General features: G+C 39.0%; 9 protein-coding genes. 5 read left to right on the forward strand and 4 right to left on the reverse strand.

What is annotated here, in order from left to right:
* Positions 1 to 14 precede the first annotated feature (14 nt).
* Positions 15 to 2,672, reverse strand: coding sequence for a PAS domain S-box protein (locus tag WG904_RS05150; RefSeq protein ID WP_339578222.1), 2,658 nt, complete (start codon positions 2,670 to 2,672; stop codon positions 15 to 17).
* Between the two features lie 143 nt (positions 2,673 to 2,815).
* Between WG904_RS05150 and WG904_RS05155 the strand changes: the two genes are divergently transcribed.
* The 5 genes from WG904_RS05155 to WG904_RS05175 are packed head-to-tail and all read left to right on the forward strand — an operon-like array spanning position 2,816 to position 11,006.
* On the forward strand, positions 2,816 to 3,556 hold the full coding sequence (locus WG904_RS05155) for a hypothetical protein (RefSeq protein ID WP_339578223.1): 741 nt from the start codon (positions 2,816 to 2,818) through the stop codon (positions 3,554 to 3,556).
* Positions 3,537 to 6,320, forward strand: a complete 2,784-nt coding sequence (locus WG904_RS05160) for a TonB-dependent receptor (RefSeq protein WP_339578224.1) — start codon at positions 3,537 to 3,539, stop codon at positions 6,318 to 6,320. The genes WG904_RS05155 and WG904_RS05160 overlap by 20 nt, the downstream gene beginning before the upstream one ends.
* A gap of 4 nt (positions 6,321 to 6,324) precedes the next feature.
* Positions 6,325 to 7,446: a DUF4249 domain-containing protein gene (locus tag WG904_RS05165; RefSeq protein WP_339578225.1), complete on the forward strand. Its 1,122-nt coding sequence runs from the start codon at positions 6,325 to 6,327 to the stop codon at positions 7,444 to 7,446.
* 45 nt (positions 7,447 to 7,491) lie between these two features.
* Positions 7,492 to 8,634, forward strand: a complete 1,143-nt coding sequence (locus tag WG904_RS05170) for a DUF4249 domain-containing protein (RefSeq protein ID WP_339578226.1) — start codon at positions 7,492 to 7,494, stop codon at positions 8,632 to 8,634.
* A gap of 11 nt (positions 8,635 to 8,645) precedes the next feature.
* Entirely contained in the window at positions 8,646 to 11,006 is a 2,361-nt protein-coding gene (locus WG904_RS05175; RefSeq protein WP_339578227.1) for a hypothetical protein, read from the forward strand.
* Here the strand turns inward: WG904_RS05175 and WG904_RS05180 are convergent.
* The 3 genes from WG904_RS05180 to WG904_RS05190 are packed head-to-tail and all read right to left on the reverse strand — an operon-like array spanning position 10,987 to position 15,292.
* On the reverse strand, positions 10,987 to 12,189 hold the full coding sequence (locus WG904_RS05180) for an AGE family epimerase/isomerase (protein WP_339578228.1): 1,203 nt from the start codon (positions 12,187 to 12,189) through the stop codon (positions 10,987 to 10,989). The genes WG904_RS05175 and WG904_RS05180 overlap by 20 nt on opposite strands.
* 27 nt (positions 12,190 to 12,216) lie before the next feature.
* A complete protein-coding gene (locus tag WG904_RS05185; RefSeq protein WP_339578229.1) occupies positions 12,217 to 13,455 on the reverse strand; it encodes a glycoside hydrolase family 130 protein in 1,239 nt (412 codons plus the stop codon).
* Between the two features lie 10 nt (positions 13,456 to 13,465).
* On the reverse strand, positions 13,466 to 15,292 hold the full coding sequence (locus WG904_RS05190) for a sodium:solute symporter family protein (protein ID WP_339578230.1): 1,827 nt from the start codon (positions 15,290 to 15,292) through the stop codon (positions 13,466 to 13,468).
* Positions 15,293 to 15,294 lie beyond the last annotated feature (2 nt).

Consider the following 15,294-nt stretch of genomic DNA (forward strand, 5'->3'; position numbering starts at 1 on the left):
TTTTTCTCACCTGCTTAGCGTGACTTGACTATTTTCTTCTTTAACGGTAAAGCAAAACAAAATGTAGACCCTTTACCTGGTGTACTATTTACCCAAATCCGCCCATGCTCGCGCTTAATAATTTCGGCCGAGATGTACAAGCCTAAGCCCAGGCCCGGAAACGTATGCTGCATATCGCCACTTACCCTATAAAACTGTTCAAAAACATGATTCAGTTTATCTTCAGCTATGCCTACTCCAAAATCTTCTACACATAAGATTACTTCACTCTCATTACGCTTACTATGGATAATAATTTTTTCGGCCCCTGGCGAGTATTTAATGGCATTACTAATCAAATTCGTAATCACCTGCCCAATCCGCTCCTTGTCGCCATAAACAATCCCGATATTTTCATAGTTTTCTATCAGCTCGTGCTGTTCGGTAGTGCGTTGTAAATCTTCAACAAGTTCTGTAACCAATTCATTAAAATCGAAGTCGCGATCGTTAAATTGCAACTTGCCCGAGTTTATTTTAGTTACATCGAGCAAATCGCCGATTAAACTGGTAAGGCGATTAATTTGGGCATCCATTTTACTAATCATTCCTGCCTCCTTTTCTTCCCCTTTTTTGAGCAACATGCGCTCTAAAATCTGTGTATAGGCCTTTATACTTGTTACTGGGGTTTTTAATTCGTGACTGGCGATGCCAATAAAATCGTCTTTTTGTTGCTGCAAATGCTTTTGCTCGGTAATGTCTACGCAAGCGCCAATATACCCTTTAAAATCTTCGTTTTTGTCATACTGTGGCTTGCCGGTAGCTACACACCAGTGAATGGTACCGTCTACATGAACAATGCGAAACTCTACCTCAAATACCTGTTGATTCACGTTTGCACGTAGAAATTTTTGCCTAACCTTCTCCCTATCATTGTCTAAAACCGACTCTAACCATCCAACGCCCAATTGCGTTTCGTACGATAAGCCCACCCAATCTACCCAGGTCTGGTTAACATAAGTAAGCAAACCGATTTCATTACTCATCCATAAACCCGTGGGCGCTGCCGTAGTAATGTTTCGCAACAATTGTTCGCTATCGGCCAAAGCTTGCTTTGCCGCCAATTCGGGTCGTTGATCGCGCATTACCGCACCAATCCCAATTATTTCTCCTGTAATCGGGTCGTTTATGCGGATGCAATTGTTAAATACAGGAAAAACCTCTCCAGTTTGCAGGTGTTTTACCAACATTCGCCCCGCCCACTGGCCTTTACTCATCACTGTAGGTAAAACTTCGTTCTGTACCAGATCAAAATCTTCAGGAGCATGCAATTGTGAAATTGGGGTAGTTAGCACCTCTTCGTCGGTGGTAAGGCCAAGCATTTTTTTCCCCGCTTCGTTTATGTACGAGTTGATGCCATCAAGCCCTAAAATAGACATCAGGTCTACACTATTGGCCACCAAGGTGAGTAGTTTTTGCTGCTCTTCTCTAGCTTGTCTTTTCTCTGTAATGTCGATCAACGTACCTAAAATTCGGGTGGCTTCAGCAGCCTTATTATAAATTACCTTCCCTTCAACCCTACCCCAATGAATAGACTTGTTGGGCCAGATTATCCTTGCCTCGTAAAATAAAACGCCGGTTTTTATCGCTTCCTCATGCGCCCTAAGTCGTAGTTCTAAATCGTCTTCATGAAAAACGTTAATGTATTCGCTTCTAGATACAGGCTTTTCGAAACCAAAAATGTTAGCAAAAAGCGTGGAGGTAGAAATTTCTCCGGTTAATAGATTTAAATCAAATGTTCCTAAACCCACTGCATCAACCGCTAGTCGGGCACGTTCTTCGGCTTCTTCAATATGCTGTTTTGCCACTACCTCATCGGTAACTTCAGTAACCACCGCAATTACGCCGCTTATTGAACCATCATCTTCGAAAAAAGGTTCGTAAACAAAATTCAAATATGCCGTTTCGAGCACGCCATTTCGCATTAAGGGCGCTGCTGATGCTTGTGCTTTAAAAGGAACACCAGTAAGGCGAACCTCATCGAGCAGTTGCTCGTAACCTAACCCACGAGCATGATGAAGCACATCGAAAACCGACTTTCCAAGCATCTCATCTACCGTTTTATTGTAGATTTCGCATAGCGGAGGATTAATTAAGTCGACGATATATTCAGGCCCCCTAAAAATAGCAATGCCAACCGGTGCCTGCATAAACGTTGCATACAGCTGCTTGCGCTGATTTTTAAGTGCCTCTACGCCTGCCTGCTCACGTTCTTTTAATTTGTAGATTTCGGTTACATCGGTCGGAGAATGAATAAAATAAATTACCTCACCTTTATCGTCTAAAATAGGGGTATTTGTGGTGGTCCAATACCGTTCTTCAAACTTAGTTGTTCCCCTAATGGGAATATCATACCTATAATTGCTCATGGTATGTGGTTTTTTCGTCCTTATGGCCTGTTCAAACGAAAAATAGGTCATTTCTATGTTTTTAGACACCTCATCGGTTGGATTCCCGGGAAACACGGTAAAAACAGATTTGCCTACCAAATCTTCTCGAGTAGTATTGGTGCCTAATAAGTAGGCCTCATTAACATCGATCATGATATAGTCTTCGTCTGGCGAAACAATAAGCATTGCCGCCTGACTGTGGTTAAAAATACTTTTATAGCCTTTTTCTGCAAATTGACTTACCATGGGAAGACTTACGGTTTACCTTTCAGCTAATTTATCAAAAGATTTTCGATTATAGAAAACCTGCCGCTATATTAGTCGCCAACTAATGTTGTAGTTTATGATATATTTTGTACTTTAGTCATAAACTATCTTTAACTATCTTTATGAATGGAATAGGAAAACTCTTAATAAGGGTCTTTTACCTCAATATCGCATGCTTAAGCATTGCCCATGCGCAAACACCTAAGTTAGATAGCGCCCTAAATACACCTATCGAAAAAGCAGAGTGGTTTTTCAACGCCCACATTAAACAGCAATCAAGGCTTTTTAATGGCCCTTCATTTAAAAATTATGGCGCTAGCGTTGTAGGATCTGCAAATTTCGAAGACGATTCTACCTTTGTTATGGGTAATGTAATTTATGAAAATATTCCATTTAACAACATCCCTTTGATGTATAATATATACGAGGATAAAGTTATTTCTTTGCTAAACACATCAACTATGTTTAGCCTAATTAGCCAGAAAGTTTCAGATTTCTATCTTAAAAATCATCATTTTAAATATATCAACGTAATCGATACCACCAAAAGCGTAATTAAGCCTGGCTTTTTTGATGTACTTTATGATGGACGATTGAAAATTCTAGCTAAACGGATGAAAAAACTGCAATTAACATTAAATAGCAAAGAAGTAGGCTATTATTTTGTTCCGAAAACAACGTATTACTTAGAAAATGGAACTAAATATGCTGTAATTAGCAACGAAAGTTCTTTCATGAATCTTTTTAAAGCACAAAAAAACGAATTCAAGAAACACTTGAAAGACAATAAGATTAATTTTAAGAAAAAGCCCGAGGAGGCAATGATACTTTTAGCTAAATATTATGAAAGCTCATCCCATTAATATGCGTTTAACTTGTTTCAGCATCTTTTGCTTTCTTTTGCTAAATTTCACTACCCTTTTTGCCCAAAGCCAAACTAATCAATTGCTTAGCGTAGATTTTAAGCAAGCCACAATAGCTACTATTGTGAGCGAATTAGAAGCTAAAAGCGGTGTTCATTTTTACTATGATTTAAAAAGCATGGATAGCATTAGGGTTACGGTTAACGTTAACCAGAAACCACTAAATACGGTATTAGAAAAAGTATTTGAAAATACAACGGTTAGTTTTCTAATCCATAACACTAACGTTTTTTTAACCAAGAACAAGGTTATCGATATTGCGCTTGCTCAAAGTTATTATCCAGATAGCGAACAACCTTCAGCCGGACAAAAACCAACACGCATCGCCACAATTGATCAACAAGATAAGATTTTGGATGCGGTTACGCCGAATAAAATCTACGAAATCGGCATTAAAACCAACGTGTTAAAAAAGGGAACCGCTACAATTGCAGGTTACGTTAGAGATTTAACCACTGGCGACCCACTTCAGGGCGCAAGCATTACCACTAGCAATTTAAAATATAGTGCCAAAACAAACGAAGCCGGTCTTTATTCATTAAGCTTACCTTATGGCGCTCATACTTTAATGGTCAAAGCTGGAAATAGAGACTCTAAACGCCAAATTATGCTTTATGCAGATGGCAGATTAAATATTGATTTAAAGGAGAATTATATTTCTTTAAAAGAAGTGAATATTACTTCTGACAAAATATCCAACACCAAAAGCTTGGAAATGGGTGTAAATAGGTTAGATATTAAAGCCATTAAACGTGTACCCTCTGTTTTTGGCGAGGCCGATGTATTGAGAGTGGTGTTAACCTTACCGGGTGTTCAATCGGTGGGCGAAGCGAGCACGGGATTCAATGTTCGTGGCGGATCTGCAGACCAAAATCTTATCCTTTTAAACGATGCTACCATTTACAATCCCTCTCACTTTTTTGGATTCTTTTCTGCATTTAATCCAGAGATTGTAAAAGATGTTCAGCTTTATAAAAGTACAATTCCAGAAAAATTTGGCGGTCGTTTAGCCTCCGTGCTCGAAGTAACCAATAGGGATGGCGATAAGAATAAAGTTACGGGAAGTGCTGGTATTGGATTGCTTACCAGCAGGTTTAACATTGAAGGGCCAATTGATAGTGGCCGAACCTCATTTATTTTTGGCGCTAGAGGGACCTATTCTGATTGGTTGTTGAAATTATTGCCAGATGCCTATAAAAATAGCCGAGCTTCTTTTTATGACGGCAATTTGGGAATAAGCCATAAAATTAATGATAAAAACGAACTTAACCTTACGGGTTATTATAGTAAGGATAATTTTAAATTAAATAGCGATACCAGCTATAATTATAGCAATAAAAATGGATCGATTAAATGGAAACATACCTTTAACGAAAAATTAAATAGCGCCCTTACGTTTGCTAATGATCGTTATGATTATAACATTCAAAGCGAGGTTAATCCGGTAAATGCCTATAAACTTAACTTTAACATTAATCAATCTAGTGTTAAATACGAATTTACACATAGCATAAATGCTAAACACACTTTAAACTATGGATTTTCCTCCATCTACTATAAATTGAAACCTGGGAATTTTAATCCTGTAGGAACCGAATCCTTGATTACACCAAATTTAGTGCCTACAGAGCAAGCATTAGAAAGTGCGCTGTTCATTGGTGATCAATTCGATATCACAGACGAATTTTCGGTAACTGCGGGATTACGCTACTCGTACTATAATTATTTGGGCCCAAAAACAATTAACGAATACGCTCCAGGATTGCCTATTGTAGAAACCAACTTAATCAACACCACCACCTACGCTAAAAACAAGGTGATTAATACGTATCAAGGCCCCGAAATAAGAATATCGGGTAGGTATAATTTAAAACCCAACCTAGCTATTAAAGCAGCCTACAATACACTTCGCCAATATATCCATTTACTATCCAATACCACTGCTATTGCCCCTACTGATGTGTGGAAATTAAGCGACCCTAACATTAAGCCTCAGTTTGGAGATCAGGTTTCGCTGGGCCTCTACAAGAATTTCGAATCGTCGACCTATGAAACCTCAGTAGAGGTGTATTACAAAAACCTAAAAGATTATTTAGATTATAAAAGTGGAGCCACTTTGGTGCTTAACCACCACATCGAAACGGATGTGATCAGTACAAAAGGCAAAGCCTACGGCATAGAGCTTTTTGTAAAAAAGAACGTCGGAAAACTGAATGGATGGATGAGTTATGCCTTTTCTCGTACCCTGTTAAAAATGGATAATTCTGCAAATGGCACATTAGTAAATAGAGGCGAATTTTATCCTGCCAATTACGATAAACCGCATGCCTTCAATTTTACGGGAAATTACAAATTTAAGCACCGCTATAACCTATCCTTAAACTTAACGTATAGCACTGGCAGGCCTATTACGCTTCCTGTTGCTAAATATTATTATGCTGGTAGTGAAAGAGTGTATTACTCGGATAGAAATGCATACCGCATCCCAGACTATTTCCGTTCGGATATCTCCTTTAATATCGATGGAAATCATAAGGTTAATCAACGCACCCACAACTCGTTTACCATCGGTATTTATAACCTAACGGGGAGGAAAAATGCCTACTCAACTTATTTCACGCAAGAGGGGGGTGTAATTAGTGGATATAAACTGTCAATTTTTGCAGCTCCCATACCATTCATTAATTATAACATCAAGTTTTAAAAAAATGAAAAACAGGTTTAAAATATTACTCTTTCTACTCGCTATTCTCCTAATTTTTGAGGGCTGCAAAAAACCGTTTTCACCTGCGATCAAAGACATTAGCAGCAACGTACTTGTGGTTGAAGGGCTGATTAATTCGGGCTCGGATTCTACCATCATTAAACTGAGTAGAACCACTAATGTTTCAGAAGAACAAACCTCAAAACCAGAAATAGGCGCAACAGTTACCGTAGAAAGCGAAAGTAATGAAACCATAGCGCTTGCAGAAAAAAGCAGCGGCAGTTACATTTCTGTCGGATTAAATCTTAACAAAGCAAAAAAATATCGTTTAAGGATTAAGACGTTAAAAGATGAAACCTATCTGTCTGATTTTGTCGAGGTTAAAGTTGCTCCGCCTATTGATCAATTAAATTGGAAAGTAGATGGGAACCGCGTTAATATTTCTTTAAATACACATGATGACACAAAAAACAGCAATTATTACAGGTGGGAATATGTCGAAACTTGGATATTTTATTCTGCTTTCGAATCCCTTTTTAAATGGAATGGTGTTGCTGTGGTACCAAGAAGCCTACTCAATGAAGGAATTTTTAAATGCTGGGGAAATGAAATCTCATCGAACATTCTTCTAGGCTCTACAGCAAAGCTAGCTAATGATGTTATTTTCGAAAACCCAATAACCTTCGTACAATCTGGCTCCGAAAAATTTACTGAAAAATATAGCATCATAGTGAAACAATATGTATTAACAAAAGAAGCTTATCAATTTTGGGGCGAATTACAAAAAAACACAGAGAGTTTGGGTTCTATCTTTGATTCACAACCCTCCCAACTTAAGGGAAACATCCACAATATTGCAAACTCGGCTGAACCCGTTTTAGGCTTCGTAAGTATTGGCACTACTACGGAAAAAAGAATTTATATAGACAGAACATCATTACCCCCCACTTTTATTATCCCCAGAACAGACGATTGTATTGAACCAGTAGAAATTAAGCCCCAAGATGCAAAAGCTTATTTTGAGGGTGGCTTTAATATCCCTGTGGATTTAGGAACTGGAGCGAGCAGATTTTGTGTAGACTGTACCCTTAGGGGAACGAATAGGAAACCGGCATTTTGGCCTTAACATTAACCATGAACATCTTAGCACTAAATGCAAGATTATAAACAGATGAGAAGAAAAGTCTATCCTTTACTATTTTTGATATGCGCTGTTGCTGGATTACAAAGCTGCAAGGATTCATTTAACCCTGAAATTAATGAATCGAACAACAACCTGTTGATTGTTGAGGGCTTTATTAATACAGGCGCCGATTCTACCCTCATAAAATTAAATCGAAGCGTATTGTTAGCCGATCAAAAAGCTTTAAAACCCGAAGTTGGTGCAACAGTTAGCGTGGTAAGCGAAACCAACGAAGTTTTCTTACTACCCGAAATAGGAAAAGGGATTTATGCAGTTGCTTCGCTGCAACTGAATGCACAAAAAAAATACAGATTAAAAATTAAAACGGCCCAAAATAGCGAGTACCAATCAGACCTTGTTGAGGTTAAAGAATCGCCAGCAATTGATGAAGTAAACTGGAAGGTTGTTGATAATGGTCTTCAAGTTTATGTAAACACGCACGATGCCAGCAACAAAACCCGCTATTACCGATGGGAATATACAGATACTTGGATTTTTAGGGCAGCCTTTGAGTCGCACTTAATGTGGGATGGCGCTAAGATAGTTAGTAGAAATAATAATATCTATCAATGTTGGGGCAATGCCAGCTCGAGTACGGTATTAATAGGATCTACTGCTAAGCTCCAAAACGATGTTGTTTTCCAAAGTCCAATTACACTGCTCGATCATCATGCCGAACGATTAGGTGAAAAGTATAGTATTTTGGTAAAGCAATACGCCATTACCAAAGAAGCCTATCAGTTTTATGAAGAGTTAAAAAAGAATACGGAGAATTTAGGCTCTATTTTCGATGCACAACCTTCAGAAATAAAGGGAAATATACACAATGTTAACAGACCATATGAATCGGTAATTGGATACATTGGCGCTGGCACCGTTCAGAAAAAGAGAATATTTATTTCTAAAAACGAAATCCCAACATCTTTTTTCTTGATTAGAGGCTCATCGTGTACAGAACAACATATTGTTGAAGTAAAAAGACCCGAAGAGTATGCAGGTTTTTTTGCATCGGGGGAAAATATTCCGATCGACTATGGTCCCGGGCCTGGTGCTACCTTTTATACTTCGGGCAGATTTTGTGCCGACTGTACCCTAAGGGGCACCAATAAAAAACCTGATTTTTGGCAATAATAAGTTGATATATGAAGCGTATTTATCAAAAAATAATTTTAGTAAGTTTATTAATCGTCGTTCAGTCGACCGTTAAAGCTCAAGTTTTAGAAAAAGTGCAAAATGCTTTCAAGGCGTATCAAGGCACATTTCAAGAAAAAATGTTCGTCCAAACCGATAAAGAAACCTACTTGGCGGGTGAACTCCTTTGGCTAAAAGTGTATAACGTAGACGCATTAACCAATAAGAAAGTAGATTTGAGCAAAGTTGCCTATGTAGAAATCGTAGATCAAAATAACACGGCTATTGTACAAGCCAAAATTGAGCTTAAAAACGGACTTGGCAGTGGGTCGTTAATTATTCCAACAACAATCACAAGCGCGACTTATAAATTTCGTGCCTATACCAAATGGATGCAGAACTTTGGTTCAGACCAATTTTTCGAAAAATCAATCACCTTAATCAATACGCTTATTGCGCCAGAGCCAAAAAAGAAAACAGCAGCACACGATGTACAATTCTTTCCAGAAGGAGGAGATTTAGTAGAAGGCATTGCAAATAGTGTGGGTTTTAAAGTAGTAGGTTTAGAGGGTAAAGGAATCGATTTAAACGGTGTAATCATCAATCAAAAAAACGACACAGTTGCTCGCTTTCAATCCTTAAAATTTGGAATGGGCAAATTTTCTTTTACGCCTATGCCCAACAGCTCCTATAAGGCCATTGCTGGCGTTACTAAAAAAGAAATCATCATTAAAGACTTACCTACAGCAAGAAAACAAGGCTATAATATCACGTTAACAGACAATGATGCTGATTTTTTAACCTTAACTGTAGGCACAAATGTTAAAGCAGATCAGGTTTACTTATTTGCACACAATGGCGAAAAAACCTTAGCAGCCGAGGCCGGAACAGTAAGTAATGGAAAAGCCGTCTTTAAAATCGAAAAAACAAAGCTGAATGATGGAATTTCGCATTTAACGGTATTCAATGAATATGGCCAAGCCGTAAGTGAGCGCTTATATTTTAAGCAACCTACACAACAGTTAAAAATTGAAAGCACAACCGATTTTTCTAAATATGGCATTCGCAAAAAGATAACGGTTAACCTTCAATTGAAGAATGAAACAAACGCTACAGAAAATGCTGATCTCTCGGTTTCCATCAGAAAACTCGACTCTTTGCAAGGAATGGATCAAAACGATATTTTAAGCTATTTATGGTTAAGTTCTGAACTTAAAGGAAGTATAGAATCGCCCGCTTATTATTTTCTTAACCCCGATAAAGAAACAAATAGCGCCCTAGATAACCTCTTAATTACACAGGGATGGAGAAGATTTGCATGGGCGGATGTGATCAACAACAGGGCTGCATTGATAAAATTTTTACCTGATGCGCAAGGGCATTTGATCAATGGTACATTAAAAGGTGTAAATGGAATGCCAAGAATAAACGCAAATGTATATTTGGGCGTGCCGGGTAATCGATTACAATTCTATACTTCTGCTACCGACACACTGGGTCGATTTGTTTTTAATACCAAAGATTTTTATGGCGCGAATGAAATTGTGGTACAAACCGACACGCGGGTAGATACGACTTCGATTATTGATATTAAAAGTCCATTTTCTGAACGATTTAGCACCTTTGATTATCCAGAGCTTAGCCTTAAATCGAACTTGCTTAAGGAATTGCAAAACCATAGCTTAAGTATGCAGGTTCAAAACACCTATTTTGCCAATCAACTAAAGAAATTCAATGCGCAAGAAGTAGATACAACAACCTTTTTTGGCAAACCGTTTAAGACCTATAAACTCGACGATTATACCCGATTCCCAATTATGGAAGATGTACTGCGGGAGTATGTTTCTGAGGTTCTTATTTCTAAAGCCCAAAAAGATTATCGTATAAAGATTTTAGGGGGCGTAGATTACCTAGAAGAAAGTCCGCTGGTATTACTCGATGGCGTGCCTTACTTTAACATGAATAAAGTGATGGAGATTGACCCCAAAAAAGTAAAAAAATTAGAGGTGGTACGAGACCAATACTATTATGGACCAGCGGTGTTCGACGGAATTTTAAACTTTACCAGCTACAAACCCAATTTTGGCACGAGTTACATTAACCCGAATGCGGTGGTGCTAGATTATGAAGGGCTGCAATTACAGCGCGAATTTTATCACCCAACTTATGAAACAGACCTGCAACTGAATAGCCGTTTACCAGATTTTAGAAATGTTTTGTACTGGTCGCCATCCGTTAAAACAGATGCAAAAGGAAAAGGCGCATTTAGTTTCTTTACTTCAGATCTGAAAGGGACGTATGTTGGTGTAATTAATGGATTATCTGAAAATGGAATACCGGGAAAAACCACTTTTACGTTTGAAGTGAAGTAGCGCGTTTTAAAATCTCCATACATGCTCTGCCATTATGGTAGGGACATTTCCAAAAACCGCCTTTATTTTCATCCATTAATGTACCGTTACGATAAATTCCCCAAAACCACTCACCGTTATCATGGTCTCTCAATTTTGTAAAAATAAAGGACCAGGTTTTGATTGATTTCGTTAAGTATTCACTGTTCCCTGTAAGTTGAAAGGCATTAAAGAACCCCACCATGGCTTCTGCTTGTGGCCACCAATGCTTTTCGTCAACCAAATGGTGTGTACTTGCATCATACTCATAATACATCCCCCCATCTCCATCTACTCCTTTAATCGTTGCGTCTGTAATTTGCAGAGCGATTGATTTAAAGAATGCAATTTCTTCCTCATCGGCTAAAATTTCTGCGCATTCTTGTAATAGCCAGGCCGCTTCAATATCGTGCCCAAAAGAAACTATGGCAGATAGCGGCTGCCAAGCAGTCGAAAAAAACAAACTTAAACTACTCCCGATAATAATGTGTTTTTTGAATACAAAGAGCAAATCTTTAATTGCTTTAGCCAATCGCTCGTCTTTCCAAATTCCATATAAATTTGCATACGCCTCTACGATATGCAAGTGCGTATTCATCGATTTTTCGGCATTCAAATCTTTATCACTCAAGCGCAAATCGGCTAGGCTTTGCCAAGTTTGATCGAAGGCCTCGATGTACCCTAAATGAAGGGGATCAAAGCTATGTTTTTCGATGAGCTGAAATGTTTCTTTTGCGAGTTCGAGTGCTTTTTCATCGCCCGTGGCCTTAAAATATTCGGCTAATCCATAAATGGCAAATGCTTGCCCGTAGATTTGCTTTTTGCCTGCTAACATTTTCCCATCCGCACTTAGCGACCAGTAAAATCCGCCGTTTGGCAAATCATAAAAATAATCGACCATATACTCGAAAGCACGTTTTGCAATTGCCAAATCTTCGAGCCGCCCTTTAAGCAGAAAAGCAGCAGAAAAGGTCCAAAGAATTCTGCTGTTCAGTACAATGCCTTTTGGTTCACCCCGTAAAGCTTGGTTATCATTGCTTACCTCACCAAAAAAGCCACCCTGTTCTTCATCGATGGTATTCGTTTTCCACCAGCTCAGTAAGCTGGTCAATTCTAGGTCGAGTGCTAGTTTATATTTTTCGAGTTGAACTTTAATCGCATTCATAAATCTCCCTCCGTCATCCGATGGCGACTAAAGATGTTTTTCGTCATCCGATGACAACCAATTTTGGCTCCCTACAAAGGTAGGTTCTGACTCTCTTAATTTTTTATTGTTATCGATAATTTGAGTAACGGTTTGTACCGAGGTGGCCGAGCGAAATCCATCTGCAGGATTATTTATCACATAATCTAACAATTGATTAATAGAAGTCGTCGCAACATGCATTCTCGTATCAGACGATGCGTAATACACATAAACCGTTCCATCAGGCTCTGCAATCCACCCGTTGCTAAAAACCACGTTCGACACATCACCTACACGCTCATCGCCCTCGGGAGCTATAAAATAGCCAGCTGGTTTATGCGTAACCTTAGTAAGATCCATCAAATCGGTTAAGAACAAATACAATACATAGCGCAAGCCGGCAGCCGTATTTCGAACACCGTGTGCTAAATGCAGCCAACCCTTTTCTGTTTTTATGGGGGCCGGACCTAAGCCGTTTTTTGCTTCGTAAACGGTGTGGTATTTTTTTTTATCGATTACCACCTCCTTTGTAATCGTAGCATTTTCAATACTCGAAGATAAGCCAAAGCCAATACCACCTCCATTTCCAGCTTCCACAAATCCATCTTGTGGACGGGTATAAAAGGCATAGTTACCCTGCACAAACTCTGGATGTAAAACCACATTTCGCTGCTGAGGCGATGGTGTCTTTAAATCGGCTAAACGCTCCCAAGTAAGCAAGTCTTTAGAACGAATAATACCACATTGGGCTATAGCGGCCGACTGGTCGCCGTCGCTCGCCGAAGGGTCTCTTCTTTCAGTACAAAATAAGCCATACACCCAGCCATCTTCGTGGGCTACCAAGCGTATATCGTACACATTAGTATCAGGATCGCTAGTTTCTGGTACTGTAATCGGATAATCCCAAAATCTAAAGTTGTCTATTCCGTTTGGGCTCTCTGCTATAGCAAAAAACGATTTACGATCTACCCCTTCTACACGAGCCATTAATAAATACTTATCATTCCATTTTATTGCACCTGCATTTAGCGCTGCATTAATACCAAACCGCTCCATTAAGAACGGATTGGTTTCTGGGTTAAGATCATATTTCCAAGTGTATGGAACATGGGCCGCGGTTAAGACTGGATTTTTATATCGATTATAGAGTCCATTAAAATGTGCTAAAGGTTCATTTTTTTTTCTTAAAAGTTCTTCTTGTTTAATCGCCATATCGGCTATGCGTTGTTCGAAATTTGTCTCCATATCTTTATTCTTAATCTTCTAATCTATTCCACCAAGTTCTTTTTAAAATAATAGCAATTACGATTAATAGTGCTACTGTTATTGCTAGGGGCTTATACATGCCCATAATAAGGTACATCGGAAAAATGGTAAGGCACAACTGTGCGATAATCCCTAAGCCCACATTACTCATATCAAGTACAAAAGCTTTATTGCCCACAAAAGTAGGATCGTCTTTTACCACAAGATCGTGTATCGGTTTCCAAAAGCCCCATGGCCGTACATTTTTATAAAACGATTTTAATACGTTAACATCGGTTGCCGGAGCAGCATAGGTGCCAACAATGCATCCTGCCATTGATAATACAAATAGCAAAGGCCACCAATAAAGCGGCAATCCAGTGGTTACATATGGCATTAGCAATGCCGAAACAATGCCTACGGCCATACCGTAGAAAAAACCATTGGCGTTAAAGCGCCACCAGTACCATTTTAGGCAGTTTGCCGCTACGTATCCGCCATATAAGCCGCCAACGATCCACTGCAAAATGTCGTTCACATCTTTTGCCAAAAACCCAAAGAACACGCCTACAATTACCACAACTACACCCGATAGGTAGTTCATCCGCATTACTTTTTTATTGCTGGCGGTTTTGTTTACGTACTTTAAATAAATATCGTTTACAATGTAAGCTTGTGCTGCATTTAAGGTGCCACTAAAAGTACCCATAAACGCACCTAATAAGCCAGTAAGCACTAAGCCTAACACTCCAACTGGTAAAAAATTATTAATGGTAGCGGGTAAAATGCGTTCAAAATCGGTTACCCCATCTGGTCCTTTTAAATACAATTGGTTGTAGTACAAAAGTGCCAAAACCGTTAGCCCCGTAATCATCGAATAGCGAATCGGAAGGAGAATGATGCTTACAAAGCCGGTCATCTTACTCGCTTCTTTCGGACTTCTCGTGCTTAGCACCTTTTGCATATCGTAATTTGGCGCAGGACCTGCCAAAGAGGCGAATACGCCCTTCATCAACATCATCATGAAGAATAAGCCAAAAAGACTATAACCATCGTCTGCGATCTTCTTATTGGCATCTGCGGCAATTTTAGACCAGTCTAGGTTCAAATGCCAGCTAAAAAATGGGTCGTTCCAACCTTCAGGTACGTTCAGTTTTTGTCCTTGTAAATGTCGAACGGCAATTACGCCAATACAAATGCAGGCAATGGTCATGATCGCATACTTAATGGCATCACCTAAAACGATGCTATGCAGGCCACCAAGAATAGAATAGAACATGGCAAATAGCGTAAATACGATTCCATAAAAATGAGGCACATATTTCTCGGCTACTTCGAAAGGCACATAGCCTTTAACTACATCCCATGGTATAAATACTTGCATAAATTTACCTAAGCCCACAAAACCATAAGCTAAAAAGCCCAAACAGCTAATCAGTGCGAAAGCAATTACAATCATGTGTGAACCTCTAACCCCTTTACCTGTTAAACCAAATCGGGTTTGTAGCCACTCCGCACCTGTGTTCGCGTTCGATCTCCGCAGCCACTTCGATAAGAACATCATCATAAATACCTGATTAAAAACAGGCCATAACCATGGAATCCAAATGCTTTTTAAGCCATATACAAAACAAAGTGCAACCATCCACATGGTGCCGCTAATGTCGAACATATCGCTTGCATCACTTAACCCCAGCATATACCAGGGCAATTTCTTGCCGCCTAGCAAATAGCTTTCCTTATCTTGTTTGGCCTTATTACGCATGTAAATACCAATAAGCACCATGGTAACCAGGTAGGCTATTAAAATTGAAATATCGATGAGTTGTAGGTTCATTT

Origin of the sequence: Pedobacter anseongensis, from assembly GCF_037482965.1 — a bacterium.
Lineage (GTDB): Bacteria > Bacteroidota > Bacteroidia > Sphingobacteriales > Sphingobacteriaceae > Pedobacter > Pedobacter anseongensis.